Source organism: Streptomyces cynarae, from assembly GCF_025642135.1.
In the GTDB taxonomy this organism is placed as follows: Bacteria; Actinomycetota; Actinomycetes; order Streptomycetales; family Streptomycetaceae; genus Streptomyces; species Streptomyces cynarae.
The window spans coordinates 8,047,040-8,066,043 of record NZ_CP106793.1 but is presented as its reverse complement, the minus strand read 5'-3'; the positions used below and the strand labels follow the sequence as shown (position 1 = coordinate 8,066,043).

The following is a 19,004-nucleotide window of genomic DNA, read 5'->3' as shown; positions in this document are numbered from 1 at the left end:
GCCGTGCAGACGTGAGAGGCGGTTGACGCCGATTCCGTCCGGTTGCGTGGCGCGGCGGGGGGTACTCGCGCCCGCAGCGTTTCGCTGGTTGCACTGCTGGTGACGGTGACGGAGGACAAATGAAGGGCCCACGTTCCGGGTTGCGGTCGGCTCTGCATGTCTCGTCGGAAATGGTGGGTGGCCGGTACCGGTTGGGTGCCGGGATCGGCCGGGGAGGCGCCGCCGACGTCCATGAGGCGTTCGATGTCCGCCTCGGTCGGGAGGTGGCCGTCAAACTCTTCCGGCCGGACACCGATCCGCGGATGGAAGAGCGGTTCTCCGAGGAGGCCGTCCTCCTCGCGCGTATGCAGCACCCGGGGCTGGTCACCATCTACGACGCCGGCCGGCACGGGGAACGTGCCTACCTGGTGATGCAACTGATCAAGGGCGAGACTCTGCGCGCGCGCCTGGCCGCCGGGCCCCTGCCTCCCGAGCGCGTCGCCGAGCTCGGTGCCGCCCTTGCCCGAGCGCTCGCCCATGTGCACGGTGCCGGCATCGTGCACCGTGACGTGAAGCCGTCGAATATCCTGCTGAGCGCCTCCGGAACCCCTCACCTGGCGGACTTCGGTATCGCCCGGCTGGTGAACGCCACGCGGCACACGGCCTCCGACGTACTGATCGGGACCGCGGCCTATCTGGCCCCCGAGCAGGTCATGGGCAAGGAAGTGGGACCGTCCGCCGACGTCTACGCGCTCGGCCTGGTCCTACTGGAGTGCCTGAAGGGCGAACTGGAGTACGAGGGCACCCCTTTGGAATCCGCCGTGGCCCGCCTTCACCGCCGACCCGTGGTCCCGACCTCGGTGCCCCATGAGCTGGCCTGCCTGCTGCGCGCCATGACCGCTCAGGACGCCAAGGCCCGTCCTGACGCGGAGCACTGCGCCCGGGTGCTGTCCGCTCTGTTCGCCGATACGCGGGTCCCTGCCCGCATGCGTGGTGCCGCGGTCGGGGAGGCCAAGGAGCTTCCGCTCGAGCCCACAGCCGCACATCCGCGCACCGGAACGGGGCATGCCGGCGAAACGAAACACACACGCCGCCGTACAGCGGGCGTCGTCCTCACCGCGCTCTCGGCCACGCTGACGGCCACTCTCGTCATGGCCCCGGGCAGCAGCGACACCAACGCCGAACGGCCCGAATCCGGCTCACCCACGTCCCCGTCGGCCGGCTCACCGGCCAAAACCGCGACCAGGGAAGCACCGTCCACGGCGGTCCCCCGACCGACCGCGTCCACGATCGCGTCCGACTCGAGGACTTCCCGCTCCCCCGTGTCGAACGGCTCGGACGACGGCAACGGCACGGACGACCGTACTCCATCAGGGACCGCACTCCGCGACACCCGCGAACCGAAGCAGAAGGCCAGGAAGACCGCGGATTCCGGGACGCCCACGGATTCCGGGACGGCCGCGGATTCCGGGACCCCCACTGATTCCGGCACGGCAGGCGCGGCAGGGCAGGTCGGGAAGACCAAGAAGTCCCAGGTGTACAAGGGACACGAAGACCACGATTGACCCGCAGCCGGACGCGCGGAGTCACGAGTTCGGTCTGCCGGGCCGCGCGGCCCGGCAGACCTGCCCGTCACACTGTCGCTAGCTGCGACGCCCGGACGGATCGTGCGCGAGCGTGTCCCGGTCCTCGCCGGGGACGGGCCCGGAACCGACGGATTGGGCGGCCGTGCCGGCCGGCGCCCCCTCCGCACGGTCCCCGTGCCCCGGCCACCACGCCGCGTGGCCGATCAGCGCGGTGAGACTCGGTGTGAAGAACATCGCCATGACGAAGGCGGCGACCGCGATGCCGAAGGAGACCGCGAAACCCATCTCCGTGAGCAGCGAGTTGCCCGCCAGCATCATCGTGGCGAAGGTCGCCGCCAGGATGAAGCCCGCGGCGGCCACGGTCGGCCCGGCGTGCCTCAGCGCCATGCCGGCCGCCTCACGTGGCTCGCGGCCCTCCCGGGCCTCCTCGCGGAGCCGGGCGATCATGAGGATGTTGTAGTCGGTACCGATGGCGACCACGAAGAGATACATGATCACCGGGAGCATGAACATCAGCCCCGAGTGTCCCTGTCCCTCCTGGAAGATCCAGACGGTGGCGCCGAGGGTGGCGCCGAAGCCGAGGCCCACCGAGGCGATCAGGTACCAGGGGGCGACCACGCTGCGCAGCAGCAGCCCCAGGATGACCATGATCAGGACAGCGGCGACAGGGAAGACCGTCCGGTAGTCGTGGTTGACCGCGGCATTGATGTCCTTGTAGATCGAGGACATGCCGCCGACGAGGGCCTCGGTGCCCTGCGGGGCGGAGGAGTGGGCGATGTCGCGCACCCTGCCCACGGCGTCGATCGCCTTGTCCGTCGACGCCTCGTACTTGAGCGTGACGGTGAAGTCCGCGGTGGTGCCGTCCTTGTTGACCTGGGTCAAACGGGCGCCGGCGACACCGTCCACGCCGCCGAGTTTCTTCGCGTAGGCGTCGAAGGCGGTCTTGTCCAGCGGCTTGCCGTCGGTGCTGGACAGGTAGACGTCGGTGGGGGCGGCGGCGCCCGCCGAGTACGCCTTCTGCATCTCGTCCTGGACGACCATGGACTCCTTGGTCTTGGGCATGGAGCCCGAGGCCAGGTCGAACGTGGCCTTGTAGCCGAGCGTGCCGAGCGACAGCGCGACCAGGACGAGTCCGGACACCGCGGCGGTCAGGGCCGGGCGGCGCTGCACGCCGCGGCCCAGGGCGGCGAAACGGGCGTTGTCCGGCTCGCGTTGCCAGGACTTGGAGGGCCAGAAGACCTTCGGCCCGATGAGCGAGACCACGGCCGGGATCAGGGTCAGGCCCGCGATCAGGGTGGCGGCGACCGCGATGGCGAGCGCCGGGCCCATCTGCTTGAGGAACCCGAGCGTGGACAGCACCAGTGCGAAGAAGGCGATGATGACCGCTCCGGCGGCCGAGGCGATGGCCTCACCGACCCGGTCCACCGCGTTGACCATGGCCTGCTTGGGCTCGTCGCCGGCGCGCAGGCGTTCGCGGTAGCGGAACATCAGGAAGAGGAAGTAGTCCGTGCCCACGCCGAAGAGCACGACGATCAGGATGGAGGAGATCGAACTGTTGGCCTGCAGATCGAACAGCTTGGTGGCGTAAGCGATCAGTCCGTTGGCGACCGCGGACACCAGGCCGATCAGGATCAGGGGCAGTACGGCCAGGATCGGTGCCCTGAAGATGATCAGCAGCGTCACCAGGATGATCACGAAGGTGCCGATGCCGATCAGTGCCTGACCGCGCTGGGACGAGTCCTGCTGGTCGAGGGCCTGCGCGGCAGAGCCGCCGAGCTTGGCGTCGAGATGCGTGCCCTTGGCGAGCTTCTTGGCATCCTCGCGCAACACCTTGGCCGCGTCCGCCTGTTTGGGCTGGCCGGCGTTCTTGCTGTCCATCTGGACCAGGGTCAGGGCGTACCTGCCGTCCTTCGACGGCTGGCCGGGGACGACCTTCTGCACCTGGTCGATGTGCTTCTTGCCCAGTTCGGAGGTGATCCGGGCGACGTCCTGCTGGTCGGCGGCGGTCAACTTGCCGCCGTCGGTGCGCTGGTACAGCACGATCGCGGACGGGGTGAAGGCGCTGGGGAACGCCTTCGTCTGGAGATCCGCGGCTTTGATGGACTCGTAACTCTTGGGCAGGAAACTGCTCTCGTCACTGTTCGAGGGCAGGCTGGGAGCGGTGGCGACGATCGCCACCGCCGCGATTAACCATGCCACGATCGTCCAGACGGGATGTCGGACGACGGCGTTCCCAATACGTCGGAACATGCGGGAGGGTCCTCCTGAGCAGGAAGATCACCGCAGCCCGGGGAGCGGACCCTGGCATCGGCGACCCCGACCGGCACGCACTGAACGCGCCGGTCGAATGGTTGTCTTGGGGTCCGATCGTAGTGGCCGCACGCCGAGACCATTCCCTCGGGCGTCCCGTGATGTGCGGAGTCGTTGCCTTCGGATCGGGGCTGCCGAGTCTCCGACGGTGAGGAATGAAGTCCGGTCCGGCAAAGGAGGGTTGGCGCGTCGCACGGTGTAGGCCCGCGCCGTGCGGGGCCGTCAGCGGCGGCGCCCGGCAGGCCGCCGGGTACGCCTCCTCTAGCCTCCCGCAGCCACGGCCTTGAGCTCGTCCAGCGATTCCCGCATCAGCTGCGACATCTCGCGTTCCTCGGCCGCCGCGATCCAGCGTTCGAAGCCGACCTTGAAGACGGCGACCCCCGCCTCGGCGGTCAGGCTCGCTGCCGGCTCCCCCACGCCCCGTCGGCGCAGGGTGTCGGCGAGCGCGGCCGACATCGAGGCGAGCTTGATCAGTTCGCGCTCCCGGAGTTCCGCGTTCGCCATGATCACAGCCTGCCGCTTCCGCGCGTGCTCGCGCCGGTCGGCGAACATCCTGGAGACCGCCTCAAGGCCCACCGCCAGCACGTCGATCGGCGCTGCGGACTCCGGAGCGCCGGCGACCGCCTGCACGAGCAGCTCCTCCAGTTCACGGGAGCCGGCGAACAGCACCTCGCGCTTGTCGGCGTAGTGCCGGAAGAAGGTCCGCTCCGTGAGCCCGGCCCTCCTGGCGATCTCGGCCACGGTGGTCTGCTCGAACCCGCGCTCGCTGTAAAGCTCCAACGCCGCCGTCGCCAGGCGCCCGCGCGCGTTCGGCTCCCATCTACCCATGCACCGATCCTAACGTGATGACAGCGACTGACATCAGGTGCTAGCGTCGATGACAGTAACTGACATCAACAGTTCGGGGTCTCTGTCATGCGCATCTTTGTCACCGGCGCGTCCGGCTGGATCGGTTCCGCCGTCGTGCCCGAGCTCATCGACGCGGGGCACCGGGTCGTCGGGCTCGCCCGCTCCGACGCCTCCGCCGACGCGCTGGCCGCGGCCGGAGCGGAGGCCGTCCGCGGCACTCTCGACGACCTCGGCGTCCTGAGGGACACGGCCGCCGCCTCGGACGGGGTGATCCACCTCGCCTTCAAGCACGACATCGCCTTCACCGGCGACTTCCAGGGCGCCGCCGAGGCCGATCGCCGCGCCGTCGACGCCTTCGGCGACGCGCTCGCCGGCACGGACCGCCCCTTCGTCCTCGCCTCCGGCCTCGTCGGAATCGCGCCCGGGCGCGTGGCGACCGAGCGGGACATGCCCACGATCGACGGCTCGCCGACATCGATCCGCCAGGCCACCGCGCAGGCGGTGCTCGCACTCGCCTCGCGCGGCGTGCGCTCATCCGTGGTACGACTCTCTCCGACCTGCCACGGCGAAGGAGACAACGGCTTCACGGCGACCCTGGTGGCCATTGCCCGCAGGAAGGGCGTCTCCGGCTACATCGGCGACGGCGCCAACCGCTGGCCGGCCGTCCACCGTCTCGACGCCGCACGGCTGTTCCGTCTGGCGGTCGAGAAGGCCCCCGCCGGATCGGTGTTGCACGGCGCCGCGGAAGAGGGCGTCGCGATCCGCGAGATCGCCGAGGTGATCGGTCGTCACCTCGACGTGCCGAGGGCCTCCGTGGCCCCCGAGGGCGCGTCCGAGCACTTCTCCTGGCTGGGCGCCTTCCTCCGCGCCGACGCCCCGGCGTCGAACACCCTGACGCGCGAACTGCTGGACTGGGAACCGACCCAGCCCGACCTCCTCGCCGATCTCGACAAGGGCCACTACTTCCACACCCCTGCCACCCCTGCCACCACCGACTGACCAGCCGCCGAGACGCCGTCTCGCGACGCGCCTCCGGCCGGGCGTCCACAACCCGGACGGAGGTGCACGTCGGCTTCACTGTTTGCACGAGCGGGGACCAGAGGCCCGGACGCCCTGGTCAGTGACCAGCGCTCTGGCCGCCGTCGACGTGGAGGATCTCTCCGGTGACGAACGGGGCGTTCTCCAGGTAGACGACCGCGTCGACGACGTCGCCCACCTCGCCCATCCGGCCGAGCGGATGCAGGCCGGCGAGCGTGTCGTGATACTCCTCGGAGTGCATCGGCGTCTTGATGACGCCGAGCGCGACGGCGTTGCTGCGGACACCTCGGGTGGCGTACTCGATGGCCAGGGCCTTGGTCGCGGACTGCAGGCCGCCCTTGGTCAGCGACGCGAGCACTGAGGGCACCGCGGAGTTCGCGTGGTCGACCAGGCTGGTGGTGATCTGGACGACGTGCCCGCCTCCCTGGCGGACCATCTGCTCGACCACGAGCTGGGTGATACGGAAGAAACCGCTCAGATTGATGCCGGTGACTGCGTCGTAGTCACCCTGCGTGTACTCGGTGAACGGCTTGGCCACGAAGATGCCGGCGTTGTTGACCAGGGCGTCGATACGGCCGAAGCGCTCGAGCCCGGCCGCGATGACGCGTTCGGCGGTGGCAGGGTCGGCGATGTCGCCCTGAACGGTGAGGACGTTCGGATCCTCCGAAGGGGCAATGCCGCGGGACGTCGCGACGACGCCGTAGCCGAGTTTGCGGTAGGCGTCGACCAGGGCGGCACCGATGCCCTGCGACGCACCGGTGATGACCGCGACCTTCTGCCGGCCGGTGGTGCTCATGATGTGTCCTTTCGATGGGGGCCGGCCACCTTGTCGGCGTCGGCTCCCCCAAAGTAGACAACCGGTCGACAATTTTCCACTGCGAAGCCCTGCGCCGCGTGTACGGGTGAGCCCGCCTGACGTGGCGTGGGAGGCTGCGCCTACCAGCAGAGAGGAACCCGGTCGCAGTCCTGGAGCAGCGGGCGCTCATCGCGACTCGGGCAGAGGGCGGCTTCTCCCTACTCGACCGGATCGGCGAGGCTCGCAGCGGTGCCGCGTACCGGATCAGCGAGGCGCGGCCGTGGTGCCACGTACGACGAGGTGGGGGGTGAGGACGACCTCGCGCGGCGTGGTGCGGCCCTGGTCGAGGCGTTCGACGGCGGCCGCCACCGCATGTCGAGCCTGTTCCTCCGCCCCCTGACTCACCGTGGTCAGATTGAAGCAGCTCAACCGGGAGAGCCGGTCGTCGTCGTAGCCGGCCACGGACACCTCGCCGGGGACGGCGACGCCGGCGCGTGCGAGCGTGGCCAGGACCCCGATGGCGCACTGGTCGTTGTAGGCGACGACGGCGGTGGGCAGGTCGCCGGAGTCGAGGAGGTGGCGGGCGGCGCGTTCGCCGGCCGCTTCGGTGTTGTCCCCGTGCAGGATCCGGATGTGGGCGTCCAGGCCATGGCGACGCATCGCGGTGCGGTACCCGCGGCGCCGGTCCGTGGCGATCACGCCCTTGCCGCCGTCCACGTACGCGATCGTGCGGTGCCCGAGAGCCACCAGGTGGTCGACGATCTGGCCGACCCCGTCGTCGTCCGCGGTGCGCACGACGTCCAGTTCCCCGTCGGCGATCCGACGGCCGACGGCGATGACGGGCGCCTTGCGGTCGAGGGAGGCGAGCGTGTCGGCGGGGGCGGTGGGGCCGAGCAGGATCAGAGCCTCGCTGCGAAAGGCCAGCAGTGTCTCGACCGCGGTGTGCTCGTCGCGGGTGCGGGTCTGGGTGCTCAGGACGAGGTCGTAGCCGACCTCCTCGGCGGCCGTGTGCAGATGCTCGACCAGTTCGGCATGGAAGGGGCTGTGGACGTCGACCATGACGCCGAGCAGCCGGGTGCGCCTGCCGGCCAGGAGGCTGGCGGTTCGATCGACCTGGTAGCCCAGTTCGGCGGCGGCCCTCAGAACCCGTTGCCGGGTGCGCTCGCTGGGTCCGGGCACACCGCTCAGCACCAGGGAGACGGACGCCGTGGACACGCCCACACGGGCCGCCACGTCCTCCAGCCGTGGGCGCTTCGTCGTGCCGTTCCGGCGACCTTCCGAACCGGCTTCGTCCACTTCCGAACCGGCTTCGTCCACTTCTGCCTCCTGGCAGCGATCTCCTCGCCCGACGCCCTTGACACGCTCACCCGCTCAACCCGCTCCCGGGTGTCGGCCCGAAGCACGCCGACGACCTGCGCCGAACCATCCGGCTCGCGGGCCTGCTCGGTGTGAAGCACGTCGTGACCATGTCCGGCACCCCCGGGTCCGACCCCGACGCCGAGTACCCCTCCTGGGTGGTGAACCCGTGGGACGGCGTGTACATGGACGTCCTGGACTACCAGTGGGGCGTGGCCGTCGAGTTCTGGAAGGAGATCGACGCCCTCGCCCGGGAGAACGACGTCCGGGTCGCCATCGAGATGCACCCGCACAACCTGGTGTTCTCCCCCGTCACTTTGAAGCGGCTCGTCGAAGAGACCGGCGCCACCAACGTCGGCGCGGAGATGGACCCCTCGCACCTGATGTGGCAGGGCATGAACGTCATCGCCTCGATCAAGTGGCTGGGCCCGCTGGTGTTCCACGCCGCCGCCAAGGACGCGACGTTGTGCCCCGGCGCGGACATCCGCGGCGTCCTGGACACGTCGTTCACCCGCGTGCCCGCCGACGCGCCCGGCAAGGTGCCCACCGGGTACGGCTTCTGGTGCAACGCCTGGCCGGAGAACCCGGCGTGGAAGTTCGTCGCCGTCGGCCTCGGAAACGACGTCGCCTTCTGGACCGAGTTCCTGCGCACCCTCTCCGAGATCGACCCCGACATGGCCGTCAACATCGAGCAGGAGGACGCCGCCTACTCCCAGACGGAAGGACTCGCCCTGGCCGCCAAGAACCTCCACAGCGCCGCAGCCGCCCTGTAAGCCCCCTTCCCCGCGTGGCCCCGTTCCCGTCGATCGGGAACGGGGCCACGCCGCTGACCGCCCACGGGAAAACGACATCTCGGAATGCGTACAGAGGGGGATTCATTGTGCCCCGGCGGGACGTGAGCGGCGGGCCCGGTGGACGGTACCCGCCACCCGCTGTCGCACCACCGGTGGCATGTCAGTCGTCGGCCGGGAGCTCTCCGGTGAAAGCGGCGGCCATGCGCAGCCAGGGTGCGGCGTCCTCGTGACGGCCCTGACGTTGCAGGGTGCGGCCCAGCATCAGGTGGGCGTAGTGCTCCACGGGGTCACGGTCGATGATCTGCCGCAGCTGCTCCTCGGCACGCCGCAGCTGTGCCGAGTGGTAGTAGGCGCGGGCCAGCAGCAGCCGGGGCGCGGTCTGCTCGGGGACCTCCTCGACTACGGCGGCGAGCAGTTTCGCGGCCCCGGTGTAATCCCTCGCCTCGAACAGCAGCCGGGCCCGCTCCCAGCGCTCCGCCGTGGTCTCCTCGTGCGGGACGCCGGCGCCGCTGTCGAACAGGTGCAGGGCGCTCGCCCAGCGGTCCGGCGCGACGCCGCCCGTCGCCGGGTAGTCGTTGAAGGTGTCGCTCATCAGTCCTCCTCCAGGGGCTGCGACCAGTGACGCGTGGGTGGGGGCGTCGAAAACGTCGGCCGGCCGGTTCGTCGCGAACTCCTTGCGCAGCACGGGTACGACCTCCTCATCACCGAACATGTCCAGCTGCGGTTGATACATCAACCGACTGCCCGAACATGCGCCGGACCGCCTCTATTCCAGGCGGGCAACGTCGGACGCAGCCACGAGGACATCGCGGCCCGATCGTCGACGATCGAAGCCGTCGGCCATTCACCACGACCACCCACGGCCGGCCGGTCGGTCGGTCAGGCTTCCTCTTCCAGCTTCTCCACCACGCGCTCGGAGACCTCCGCCACCGTCCGCAGCTCCGCCGGTGTGACATGGTCCAGGAACAGGGAGCGAACCGCCTTCACGTGCAGCGGGGCCGCCGCCTCGATGGCCGCACGACCTGCCTCCGTGATCGCCACGAAGGCTCCCCGCCCGTCCTCGAGGCACTCCTCCCGCACTACGAGCCCCCGCCCGGCCATGCGCGCGATGTGGTGGGACATCCGGCTCTTCTCCCACTCCAGTGCAAGTGCGAGGTCCTGGTAGCGCCGCCGCCCCTCCGGCACATCCGTGAGGTTGACCAGGACCGCGAAATCCGCGGCGGACAGATTGGATTCCGTCTGCAACAGGCGCGCCAAGCGGCCGCCCAGTCGCTCATGCAACCGGACGAAGCTCCGCCATGCGTGCTGCTCCTCCGCGGTCAACCAGTTCACTGAATCCTCCACGAGGACGAGTCTAGCCAAATTGTTGATATATCACCGTGCGCATGCACCGAGCACATCCGGCGCCGGAGCGACTTGGTTGACACGTCAATAGCCCACCTGGATTATTGACACATCAACCATCGGTTTCTCAGGAGTCCACCATGTCTGATCTCGTCTTCGGTCTGGACACATTCGGCGATGTGCCGGAGGACGACTCCGGGAACCCGGTGTCCTACGCACGGGCCATCCGGCAGGTCGTCGACGAGGCCGTTCTCGCGGACGAGATCGGCGTCGACGTCATCGCCCTCGGCGAGCATCACCGCCCCGAGTACGCGATCTCGACTCCGGAGACGGTGCTCGCCGGCATCGCCACCCGCACCCGTCGTATCCGTCTCGGCTCCGGCGTGACCGTGCTGAGCTCCGACGATCCGGTCCGCGTCTTCCAGCGCTTCTCGACCGTGGACGCGCTCTCCGACGGCCGGGCCGAGGTCATCCTCGGGCGCGGCTCCTTCACGGAGTCCTTCCCCCTCTTCGGATACGACCTGAGCGATTACGACGTGCTCTTCGAGGAGAAGATCGAGCTGTTCGCCAAGCTGCTCGAGGAGAAGCCCGTCACCTGGAGCGGCACCAAGCGGGCCCCGCTGGAGAACGCCGACGTCTTCCCCAAGACCGAGTCCGGGCACCTGACCACGTGGGTCGGGGTCGGCGGATCACCCCAGTCGGTCATCCGCACCGCGCACTACGGCTTCCCGCTGATGATCGCCATCATCGGCGGGAACCCGCAACGCTTCGCCCCGTACATCGATCTCTACCAGCGCGCCACCGACAAGTTCGGTACGACGGCCCATCCGGTCGGAATGCACTCGCCGGGCTTCATCGCCGACACGGATGAGGAGGCCCGGGAGTTGCACTGGCCGTACTACCGGGTCATCCGGGACCGCATCGGCGCGCTGCGGGGCTGGCCGCCGGTCCGCAAGGAGGAGTACGACGCCGAGATCGAGCACGGCTCCCTCTACATCGGCTCGCCCGAGACGGTCGCCCGCAAGATGGCCCGCGCCATCGAGGCACTCGGTGTCGGCCGGTTCGACCTCATCTACACCGCGGGGGCACAGCCGGTCAGCGCTCGTCTGCGCGCCGTCGAGCTGTACGGCACGAAGGTGCTCCCGATGGTCCGCGACATCCTCGCGGACGCCAGGAGCTGACACCGTGGACGGACACGACATGACCACCAAGGGCCTCGGCACGGTCGGCATCCTGGGTGCCGGGAAGGTCGGCACCGTGCTCGCACGGCTGGCCCTCGCAGCCGGTTGTCGCGTGCTCATCGCCGGATCGGGCGACCCCGCCGAGATCGCCCTGACCACAGAGGTCCTCACACCGGGAGCGGTAGCCGTCACCTCCGCGGAGGCCGGCGCTCGGGCGGACGTCGTCATTCTGGCGCTCCCGCTCGGCAAGTACCGCGGCATTCCGGCCGAAGCACTGCGGGGCAAGCTCGTCATCGACGCGATGAACTACTGGTGGGAGGTCGACGGGATCCGCGAGGATCTCACCGATCCGCTCACCTCCTCCAGCGAGATCGTGCAGGCATACCTGCGCGGAGCGCGCGTGGTGAAGGCCTTCAACCACATGGGCTACCACGATCTCGAGGACGGCGCCCGGCCGGCGGGGACGCCGGGACGCAAGGCGATCGCGATCGCCGGTGACGATCCGGACGACCTCGCCACCGTCGCGCGCCTCGTCGACGCTTTCGGATTCGATCCCGTCATGGCAGGACCACTTGCCGAAGGGCTGCGACTCGAACCGGGCACCGAGCCCTTCGGCGCCAACGTCGGCGCCGCGGAGCTGCGAGCGATGCTCAACCGGTTCCCGGAGTCACAGCGCGGACGAACCGTGAGCCGAGCACGGGCCGCCGCTTCGACCTCGGCCGAACCGGCGGTCTGAGCGCCTTCGTCCTGCCGGGTCGGCGGTGTGAAGCCGCTCACTCGGCCAACAAGTTGATATGTCATCTATACCGGCCTAGGTTAGATGACGCATCAATCATCTTTGGCGGAAACGCTTTCCCGCGGGTCCGCACCGCCCAAGGGTGAGGCCCCCAACGGGCCGTTCGTGAGGAACACCCGCGCCCTGAACCCCCATTCAGGGCGACACCACAACCGACACGGTTAAGGAAACACCATGATCAGGATAGGCATCATTCTCGGCAGCACCCGTCCCAACCGCAACGGCGAGCAGGTCGCCAAGTGGGTCTACGACGCCGCCACCCAGCGCGGCGACGCCGAGTTCGAGCTCGTCGACCTGCGGGACTACCCGCTGCCGCACCTGGACGAGCCCCTGCCCCCGTCCATGGGCCAGTACCAGAACGAGCACACGAAGGAGTGGGCGGAGAAGATCGCCTCCTTCGACGGGTTCATCATGGTGACGCCCGAGTACAACCACTCCACCTCGGGCGTGCTGAAGAACGCCATCGACTACCTCTCCGCCGAGTGGGCCAACAAGGCGGTCGGCTTCGTCTCGTACGGCGGGGTCGGCGGTGCCCGGGCCGTGGAGCACCTGCGGCTGGTCGTCGGCGAGCTGCAGATGGCCGACGTGCGTCAGCAGGTGGCCCTGTCGCTGATGACGGAGTTCGAGAACTTCAGTGTCCTCAAGCCGGGCGAGTACAACGTGCAGGCGCTCGGCGTCCTGTTCGACCAGGTCATCGCCTGGAGCACCGCTCTCGCTCCGCTGCGCGACGCCGCCTGACCCTCCAGGCACGCCCCGGCCGGATGTCGGGCCCGACCGTAACGGGCCCGGCTACGGGTGTTGTCGGGCGGGGCAGGGGCCGATCGCCGTCACGCACGGCAGTTGCCTTCGCCGGTCCGGCACGCCCGGGCGCACCTCGGTCCGGGCCCGTACAGGGTGAGGGGACCATCGGACCGGGCGTGAACGCGGCCAACACCGGATGGGTGTCTGTACGTTCCAGGCCGTCCAGGTATGCGGACACGAGTTCAGCGGTCGTCATGATTGCACTGGGGCCGCAGCTGCGGGGCTGGGCACAGTGGTGCCCAGCCCCGGCAGGAGGCCGCGCAGGGTCGCTCCGATGACGGCGATGCCCTCGTCGATCTCGTGGGCCGGGCCCGCCGCATAGCCAAGGACCAGGCCCGGAGGGCCGGGCGTGATGCGGTGCCAGGACAGTGGATGCACCTTCACGCCTCCCGCGAGAGCGGCCGCGGCGAGGTCGGTGTCACGGAAACCGCTGTCGCGGGCGCCGCCCCGCGGGTCGCTGAAGGTGACCATCAGGTGCAGGCCGGCTGCCGCCCCGTGGACGCGGGCGCCGGGCAGATGCCTGTCGATCGCTCGCAGCATCACGTCCCGGCGTCTGCGGTGGCGCTGCCGGACATGGCGCAGGTGCCGTTCCAGCTCACCCGAGTCCATCAGGCGAGCGAGGACGAGCTGGGTGAGGACGCCGTTTCCGAGGTCGGCGTACCGCTTGGCCGTCACCAGGGCGTCGTGTCGGTCCGGCGGTACGAGGAGCCAGCCCACTCGGAGCGCGGGCGCGAGCAGTTTGGAGACGCTGCCCGCGTAGCAGACGCCGTCCGGCAGCAGCGAGCGCAGCGCAGACACCGGCGGCCGGTCGTAGCGGTGCTCGGCGTCGTAGTCGTCCTCGATGACCACGCCGCCCTCGGCCGCCCAGCTCAGCAGCTCGCGACGGCGTTCCCCGTCGAGGACGACACCGGTGGGGAACTGGTGTGCCGGGGTCAGCAACACCGCCCGGGCACCACTGGCACGCAGCGCTGCCACGTCGAGGCCGCCCGCGTCCACGGGAACGGGCACGATCTCGTGGCCGCCGTACTCCAGTTGCTGGCGCGCTCCGAGCGAACCGGGATCTTCGACGGCTATGCGGCGGATCCCGTCCGCCCGCAGGACCTGCGCGAGCAGGCCGAGAGCCTGCGCCACACCCGCGACGACCACCACCTCCTCCGGGTCGGCCCGAATGCCGCGGTTGCGGGCCAGCCAGCCGACCACGGCCCGGCGCAGTGCGGGAGCGCCCCGGGGGTCGCCGTAACCGAAGTCGGCCGGGCCGACGCCCGCGAGGACGGCACGTTCGGCGCGCAGCCAGCCGGTGCGGGGGAAGGCGGCGAGGTCGGGGACGCCCGGGGAGAGGTCGATGCGGCAGGGCAGGGCGCGCAGGGCGTCGATGAGGCCGTCGCGGTCGCCCGAGCCGAAGAGCGCGGGTCCGGCCCCGGCCTCAGGTGGTCCGCCCGCGTCGCGGGCGTGGTCGCGGGGCGCGGCGGGAGCCGCCACGACCACCGTGCCGAGCCGCCCGCGCCCGGCGATCTGGCCGGACTCGGCGAGGCGCCGATAGGCCTCGGTGACCACGCCCCGGGTGACGCGCAGCTCTTCGGCGAGTACGCGACTGGCGGGCAGTCGTGCGCCGATGGGCAGCCGGCCGTCGGCGATGGCCGACCGCAGCCGGTCGGCGAGCCAGGCGGTACGCCCGCCGGGCGGCGCCTCGCCGATGTCCAGCTGGAGGAAGTCCGAGCCGACGACCGCGCCGGGGGCCGCCGTGTCGTCCACCGGCGCGTCCGCTGCCGCCGCCGTCGGGCGTGGACTTTTGGACCCCCGTGCCGATGGGTTTGTGGACCTGTCCATGGCGTCCATTGTCACGGCAGCGTGGGCGGTATGGACACACCTTCCGCTTCGTTCACCAAACTCGTGCCCGGGATGGTCGGGATGACGCTGGTCGGCAGCAGCGTCACCGTCTCGCGCACGCTCGTCGACGCCCCGCTGTTCACCACTCAGGCGGTCCGGTACGCGGCCGCCACCGTGATCCTTCTGCTCATGGCCCGGCTCACCGGTGCTCGCCTGCTGTGGCCCCGTGGACGGGAGTGGCTGTGGCTGGCCGGGATCGCGGTCACCGGTCTGGTGCTGTTCAACGTGGCCGTGGTCCGGGGCGTCGGCCATGCGGAGCCCGCGGTGGTCGCCGTAGCGGTCGCGTGCGTACCGGTGGTGCTCGGCGTGGTGGGCCCGGCGCTGGAGCGGCGCAGGCCGAGCCGGCAGGTCCTGTTGGCGGCGCCGGTCGTCATGGCGGGCGCTGTGCTGGTGGAGGGGACGGGTCGCACGGATGCCGTGGGGGTGTGCTGGGCGGCGGTGGCCCTCGGGTGCGAGGCCGGGTTCACACTCCTCGCGGTGCCGGTGCTGCGGCGGCACTCGCCGTGGGGGGTGTCCGTGCACGCGATGTGGCTGGCCGGTGTGCTGCTGGCCGTTCTCGGCCTGACCTCGGAAGGTCCGTCGGCGGTCCGGGAGTTGTCCGGCTCCCAGTGGGCTGCCGTCGGTTATCTGGCGCTGATGGTGACGGCGGTCGCCTTCGTGTTGTGGTACTCGACGGTCCGCGCCGTCGGGGCCGGACGAGCCGGACTGCTCACCGGCATCGCACCGCTGTCCGCGGCGGTCGTCGGCGCCGTCTCGGGCAGCGGCGCGCCGGGACCGTCGGTATGGCTGGGCATCGCCGTGCTGATACTCGGCCTGGTCGGTGGCCTGCGCCCGCACGGCGCCCCCGCCCGGGGCGTCACAGCCACGGATCAGTCGGCCACTGCGGACTCCGCACCCGCCTCGGCGCGCTCCAAGTAGCGGGACGCCCGCAGGGGGAGAGTGCGGCCGGCCCTGCAACGGCGTAGGCGATGGAGCGTCTGAGCCGAATGCGCTCATGTCCCTCTCAAGGAGGAACACAGCACCGCGCGGGCATACGTGGAGGCCGCTCAGTCCCTCTGGTCGACGCGGAGAACGAGGTTGAGCAGCCCGGGGAAGCGCGCGTCGAACTCCTCGCGGCGCAGGCGATTGACCCGCCTGGGCCCCTCGTCGCGCTGTTCCACCAGGCCGGCGCCGCGCAGGACCGAGAAGTGGTGGCTGAGCGCGGCTTTACCGACCGGCACGTCGAAGCTGCCGCAACTGCGTGTCCAGTCGGCGGAGCCCGCCAACTCGCGAATCAGCTGGATGCGCACCGGGTCGGCGACCGCGGACAGAGCGGTCAGGACGGACACGTCCTCGGGATCCGTGTGCACCGGCGCCGCACGGTGACTACCGCCCGCAGCCTGGTTCGACATGCCCCTCTCCTCATTCCGCGCTCTGCGGAGCGCGCTCCGCCGCTTGCTGAGTGTTCGATGAATATCTTACAGTGCCAGTGTTCGCTTTCCATTGAACACCTTGCAGAAGGGTGCGTTCCGGTCATGCGCGCAGTCGAGTTCCAGGAGTACGGCGGCCCCGAGGTGCTGGAGGTCGTGCAGGCCGACATCCCCGAGCCGGGGCCGGGCCAGGTGACCATCGACGCCACCTATGCCGGGGTGAACTTCGCGGACCTCAAGGCACGCGCCGAGGGCTACCGGGTGCAGTCGCTGCCCTTCCGCCCCGGCCTGGAGGTCTCCGGACGGATCCGGGCCGTCGGCAACGGCGTCGAGGGACTGCGTCCGGGGCAGGAGGTCGTCGCACTCGTCGACAGCGGCGCTTACGCGGAGGTCGTGGTCGCCGAGAGTGCCACCGTCTTCCCGCTTCCGGAGGGCCTGGACCTGAGGACCGCGGCCACCCTGCCCACCGTGCTGCCGACGGCGCATGCTCTGCTCCACGAGGTGGGGCGACTGCGCGCCGGGGAGAGCGTGCTGGTGCACGGCGCGGCAGGCGGCATCGGCACGGCGGCCGGACAGCTGGCACGGGCGGCGGCGCCGGCGCGGTCTACGGCGTGGTCTCCTCTCCGGACAAGGCCGGGCACGCCGTCAAGCACGGCTACGACGAGGTGTTCACCACTGACACCTTCGCCGACGACGTGCGCCGCGCCACCGGCGGCAGGGGCGTCGACCTGGTGCTCGATCCGGTGGGCGGTGACACGCTGCGCCGTGGTCTCGACGTGCTGGCCGTCTTCGGACGCCTGGTGTCCTTCGGCAACGCGAGCGGGGCGGAGCCGTGGCACGTCGGCCAGCCCGAGCTGTACGCGCAGGGCCGTTCCGTTGCAGGCTTCTCCATCCTGGCGCTCGCGCAGTCGGCGCCCGAGGCGCTGCGCTCGCTGGCCGAGCGCGCCTTCCGCAAGGTCACCGACGGGACCGTGGACCTGCCCGTCACCGCGGAGTTCGCGCTGTCGGACGCGGCCGAGGCCCACCGGCTGATGGGCGGGCGCACCTCGACGGGCAAGCTGCTGCTGCGGACGGCCGACTGAGCACGCCCCGCCGGTGACCGGCGCGGTCGGTCAGTCGCCGCCTCGGCGGGTGTGTGCTTCGGCGAGGAGGAGGTAGCTGCTGGCCGTCCAGGTGTAGGCGCGGTCGCGCAGACCGGTTCCGGTGAGGGCGTCGAAGTTCTCGGCGAAGCCGTGGGTCTCGCACAGGACGCGGAAGCGGGCGCTGATGTCGTCCGCCAGTCGGAGGTGGCCGGCCCTGCGCAAGCCGTCCTCGATGAGGACGGTGGCCGGGGCCCAGATGGGGCCGCGCCAGTAGCCGTCGGCGAGGTAGTGCGGCGAGGTGGTGAGTTCGGTGGCCAGGCCGTACGGCGTCAGGTGAGCCTTGATGCGGTCCGCCAGTGCGCTGCCGACGTGTCCGGGCAGGTGCTCGCCCAGCACGATGGGCATCAGGTCGAGGAGGCTGGTGCTGCTCCAGGTGTCCCCGCTGTCGACGCCCCGGGCGACGAACCTGTCTTGCGTCCAGAGCTGGTCGAGCAGCGCCGACTGGGCGGCATCCGCGGCCCGCGTCCACCGGAGCGTTTGGTCGGCCCTTCCCAACTCCACCGCCAAACCGGCGAGCTCCCGCATCTGGAGGATGAGGAAGGCGGCCAGATCCGCGGTGACGACCACCCGCTCGGGATCGAAGGTGGTGGCGTTGTCCCAGCCGCTGTCGTTGCCGTGCTGGTAGTGGGCCAGTTCGCTGCCGGGTGCTCGCCGTGCGGTGAGCCAGAAGTCCGTCCAACGTTCCAGCCGGTCATAGGTCTGGGCGAGTTCGTTGCGGCTGGGAGGTGCCGGCAGACGGCGGCGCAGGTGACCGTGGGCCCAGCCGTGGATGGGCGGTTTGACGAAGTTGTACAGGACCTCGGAGTGGGTGACCGAGTCGGGCAGGGCGCCGCCGGGTTCCTGGTGGTCGAAGGGCAGGGCGAACTGGTCCAGGGCGAGTTCGGGGCATCCGGGGGCCAGGGCGAGCGCGTTGAAGCAGTGGTCCCAGCTCCACACCTTGTCCATCCAGTGCTTGGACATCAGCACGGCAGGCCGGGTGACCAGGCCCGTCGGGCGTACCGTGGCCGACCAGAGGACGTAGGCGGCGAGTTCGGCGGCCGGGGTGGCGGACGAGCGCCAGGGCGCCACCGCCTCGACGAAGTCCGCGAACGAGCTCCGCGCGGACGCCGCGATCTCGCCGAAGGTCGCCGAGGACACGTACGGCGGGCGGGACGCGTCGAGTTCCTCGATCGCGATCTCCCAGGTGCCGTTCACTCCGGCGGTCGTGACGAGGCCGCGGTCGCTGCTGCCGAGCGCCTGGCCTCCGGCCGTATGGGCCACGGTGCCGGAGAGCACGGTGACGCGGTAGCGACGTCCGGTCTCGTACGACGTGAACACGTGCGCGTCCGCTGCCGGGTCGCGGAAGAAGTACGTGCCGCTGAACGGGGTCAAGGTCTCTGCGGCTGCGGACACCTTGATGTCCAGACCGGTCCCCCGCAGGCGTACGGTGTCCGGCGACTCGAAGGCGAGGTCGACGCGCCCGCCCTCTCCGACCCAGCTGAGCAGGCCTGGTGTCGCCTCGACGCGGGTCTCGGCACGGTCGCCGGTCCCCGTGTGCAGGGGGACCAGGCGCAGGACGGCGTGCATGCCGTTCTGGTGGGAGACGAGGTGGAGGTCCTCGGCGTACGTCTTCTCCGCCACCACGGGCGAGATGTCGAACCAGGATCCGTGTGTGCTGAACGGGATGTCGTGGACGGAGAAGGCCGGACCGGGGCGGGCGGCGGTCATAGGGTGAGACTCGTTTCTCGAGCAGGGGA

Annotated in this window: 15 protein-coding genes and 2 pseudogenes; 8 read left to right on the top strand and 9 right to left on the bottom strand. The window is 70.3% G+C overall.

Features of this window, described 5'->3' with window-relative positions; all coding sequences use genetic code 11:
* Window positions 1–119: 119 nt before the first annotated feature.
* Window positions 120–1,544 carry a serine/threonine-protein kinase gene (locus tag N8I84_RS36400; RefSeq protein ID WP_263233745.1) on the top strand — a complete coding sequence of 475 codons (1,425 nt, stop codon included), beginning with the start codon at window positions 120–122 and terminating at the stop codon, window positions 1,542–1,544.
* A gap of 78 nt (window positions 1,545–1,622) precedes the next feature.
* Here N8I84_RS36400 and N8I84_RS36395 read toward each other — a convergent pair whose 3' ends face one another.
* Complete coding sequence (locus N8I84_RS36395; RefSeq protein WP_263233743.1) at window positions 1,623–3,815, bottom strand: MMPL family transporter; 2,193 nt, start codon at window positions 3,813–3,815, stop codon at window positions 1,623–1,625.
* 321 nt (window positions 3,816–4,136) lie between these two features.
* Entirely contained in the window at window positions 4,137–4,703 is a 567-nt protein-coding gene (locus N8I84_RS36390) for a TetR/AcrR family transcriptional regulator (RefSeq protein ID WP_263233741.1), read from the bottom strand.
* 87 nt (window positions 4,704–4,790) lie between these two features.
* Between N8I84_RS36390 and N8I84_RS36385 the strand changes: the two genes are divergently transcribed.
* On the top strand, window positions 4,791–5,723 hold the full coding sequence (locus N8I84_RS36385) for an SDR family oxidoreductase (RefSeq protein WP_263233740.1): 933 nt from the start codon (window positions 4,791–4,793) through the stop codon (window positions 5,721–5,723).
* A 118-nt stretch (window positions 5,724–5,841) separates the two neighbouring features.
* Here the strand turns inward: N8I84_RS36385 and N8I84_RS36380 are convergent, their stop codons facing one another.
* Complete coding sequence (locus tag N8I84_RS36380; RefSeq protein ID WP_263233738.1) at window positions 5,842–6,558, bottom strand: SDR family NAD(P)-dependent oxidoreductase; 717 nt, start codon at window positions 6,556–6,558, stop codon at window positions 5,842–5,844.
* A 264-nt stretch (window positions 6,559–6,822) separates the two neighbouring features.
* The gene (locus N8I84_RS36375) at window positions 6,823–7,854 is read right to left on the bottom strand and encodes a LacI family DNA-binding transcriptional regulator (protein ID WP_263235004.1); all 1,032 of its coding nucleotides are present in this window, start codon (window positions 7,852–7,854) and stop codon (window positions 6,823–6,825) included.
* A 113-nt stretch (window positions 7,855–7,967) separates the two neighbouring features.
* Between N8I84_RS36375 and N8I84_RS36370 the strand changes: the two are divergent.
* A pseudogene (locus tag N8I84_RS36370) lies at window positions 7,968–8,687 on the top strand (sugar phosphate isomerase/epimerase family protein); the annotation flags it as partial.
* A 181-nt stretch (window positions 8,688–8,868) separates the two neighbouring features.
* On the opposite strand, the gene N8I84_RS36365 reads toward N8I84_RS36370, so the two are convergent.
* Together N8I84_RS36365 and N8I84_RS36360 are read right to left on the bottom strand one after the other, a co-directional pair.
* The gene (locus N8I84_RS36365) at window positions 8,869–9,300 is read right to left on the bottom strand and encodes a tetratricopeptide repeat protein (protein WP_263235002.1); all 432 of its coding nucleotides are present in this window, start codon (window positions 9,298–9,300) and stop codon (window positions 8,869–8,871) included.
* Between the two features lie 287 nt (window positions 9,301–9,587).
* The gene (locus N8I84_RS36360) at window positions 9,588–10,052 is read right to left on the bottom strand and encodes a MarR family winged helix-turn-helix transcriptional regulator (RefSeq protein WP_263233736.1); all 465 of its coding nucleotides are present in this window, start codon (window positions 10,050–10,052) and stop codon (window positions 9,588–9,590) included.
* A 140-nt stretch (window positions 10,053–10,192) separates the two neighbouring features.
* On the opposite strand from N8I84_RS36360, the gene N8I84_RS36355 reads away from it, so the two are divergent.
* From N8I84_RS36355 to N8I84_RS36345, 3 genes are all read left to right on the top strand, one after another.
* The gene (locus N8I84_RS36355; protein WP_263233734.1) at window positions 10,193–11,233 is read left to right on the top strand and encodes an LLM class flavin-dependent oxidoreductase; all 1,041 of its coding nucleotides are present in this window, start codon (window positions 10,193–10,195) and stop codon (window positions 11,231–11,233) included.
* 4 nt (window positions 11,234–11,237) lie between these two features.
* Window positions 11,238–11,969: an NADPH-dependent F420 reductase gene (locus N8I84_RS36350; RefSeq protein WP_263233732.1), complete on the top strand. Its 732-nt coding sequence runs from the start codon at window positions 11,238–11,240 to the stop codon at window positions 11,967–11,969.
* Window positions 11,970–12,203: 234 nt separating this feature from the next.
* On the top strand, window positions 12,204–12,767 hold the full coding sequence (locus tag N8I84_RS36345) for an NADPH-dependent FMN reductase (protein ID WP_263233731.1): 564 nt from the start codon (window positions 12,204–12,206) through the stop codon (window positions 12,765–12,767).
* Between the two features lie 255 nt (window positions 12,768–13,022).
* On the opposite strand, the gene pdxR is transcribed toward N8I84_RS36345, so the two are convergent.
* The gene (gene pdxR / locus N8I84_RS36340) at window positions 13,023–14,666 is read right to left on the bottom strand and encodes a MocR-like pyridoxine biosynthesis transcription factor PdxR (RefSeq protein WP_263233729.1); all 1,644 of its coding nucleotides are present in this window, start codon (window positions 14,664–14,666) and stop codon (window positions 13,023–13,025) included.
* 21 nt (window positions 14,667–14,687) lie between these two features.
* On the opposite strand from pdxR, the gene N8I84_RS36335 reads away from it, so the two are divergent.
* Window positions 14,688–15,635 carry a DMT family transporter gene (locus tag N8I84_RS36335; RefSeq protein WP_263233727.1) on the top strand — a complete coding sequence of 316 codons (948 nt, stop codon included), beginning with the start codon at window positions 14,688–14,690 and terminating at the stop codon, window positions 15,633–15,635.
* Window positions 15,636–15,763: 128 nt separating this feature from the next.
* On the opposite strand, the gene N8I84_RS36330 is transcribed toward N8I84_RS36335, so the two are convergent.
* Window positions 15,764–16,108: an ArsR/SmtB family transcription factor gene (locus N8I84_RS36330; RefSeq protein WP_263233725.1), complete on the bottom strand. Its 345-nt coding sequence runs from the start codon at window positions 16,106–16,108 to the stop codon at window positions 15,764–15,766.
* Window positions 16,109–16,231: 123 nt separating this feature from the next.
* Here N8I84_RS36330 and N8I84_RS36325 point away from each other — a divergent pair.
* Window positions 16,232–17,208 (top strand): annotated as a pseudogene (locus N8I84_RS36325) (quinone oxidoreductase family protein).
* Between the two features lie 30 nt (window positions 17,209–17,238).
* Here N8I84_RS36325 and N8I84_RS36320 read toward each other — a convergent pair.
* The gene (locus tag N8I84_RS36320) at window positions 17,239–18,975 is read right to left on the bottom strand and encodes an amylo-alpha-1,6-glucosidase (protein WP_263233723.1); all 1,737 of its coding nucleotides are present in this window, start codon (window positions 18,973–18,975) and stop codon (window positions 17,239–17,241) included.
* Window positions 18,976–19,004 lie beyond the last annotated feature (29 nt).

What these genes read in the sequence shown, in the direction of transcription:
- N8I84_RS36400 (WP_263233745.1), top strand. Translation starts at nt 120, where the DNA reads ATGAAGGGCCCACGTTCCGGGTTGCGGTCGGCTCTGCATGTCTCGTCG.
- N8I84_RS36395 (WP_263233743.1), bottom strand. Translation starts at nt 3,815, where the DNA reads ATGTTCCGACGTATTGGGAACGCCGTCGTCCGACATCCCGTCTGGACG.
- N8I84_RS36390 (WP_263233741.1), bottom strand. Translation starts at nt 4,703, where the DNA reads ATGGGTAGATGGGAGCCGAACGCGCGCGGGCGCCTGGCGACGGCGGCG.
- N8I84_RS36385 (WP_263233740.1), top strand. Translation starts at nt 4,791, where the DNA reads ATGCGCATCTTTGTCACCGGCGCGTCCGGCTGGATCGGTTCCGCCGTC.
- N8I84_RS36380 (WP_263233738.1), bottom strand. Translation starts at nt 6,558, where the DNA reads ATGAGCACCACCGGCCGGCAGAAGGTCGCGGTCATCACCGGTGCGTCG.
- N8I84_RS36365 (WP_263235002.1), bottom strand. Translation starts at nt 9,300, where the DNA reads ATGAGCGACACCTTCAACGACTACCCGGCGACGGGCGGCGTCGCGCCG.
- N8I84_RS36355 (WP_263233734.1), top strand. Translation starts at nt 10,193, where the DNA reads ATGTCTGATCTCGTCTTCGGTCTGGACACATTCGGCGATGTGCCGGAG.
- N8I84_RS36345 (WP_263233731.1), top strand. Translation starts at nt 12,204, where the DNA reads ATGATCAGGATAGGCATCATTCTCGGCAGCACCCGTCCCAACCGCAAC.
- pdxR (WP_263233729.1), bottom strand. Translation starts at nt 14,666, where the DNA reads ATGGACGCCATGGACAGGTCCACAAACCCATCGGCACGGGGGTCCAAA.
- N8I84_RS36335 (WP_263233727.1), top strand. Translation starts at nt 14,688, where the DNA reads ATGGACACACCTTCCGCTTCGTTCACCAAACTCGTGCCCGGGATGGTC.
- N8I84_RS36330 (WP_263233725.1), bottom strand. Translation starts at nt 16,108, where the DNA reads ATGTCGAACCAGGCTGCGGGCGGTAGTCACCGTGCGGCGCCGGTGCAC.
- N8I84_RS36320 (WP_263233723.1), bottom strand. Translation starts at nt 18,975, where the DNA reads ATGACCGCCGCCCGCCCCGGTCCGGCCTTCTCCGTCCACGACATCCCG.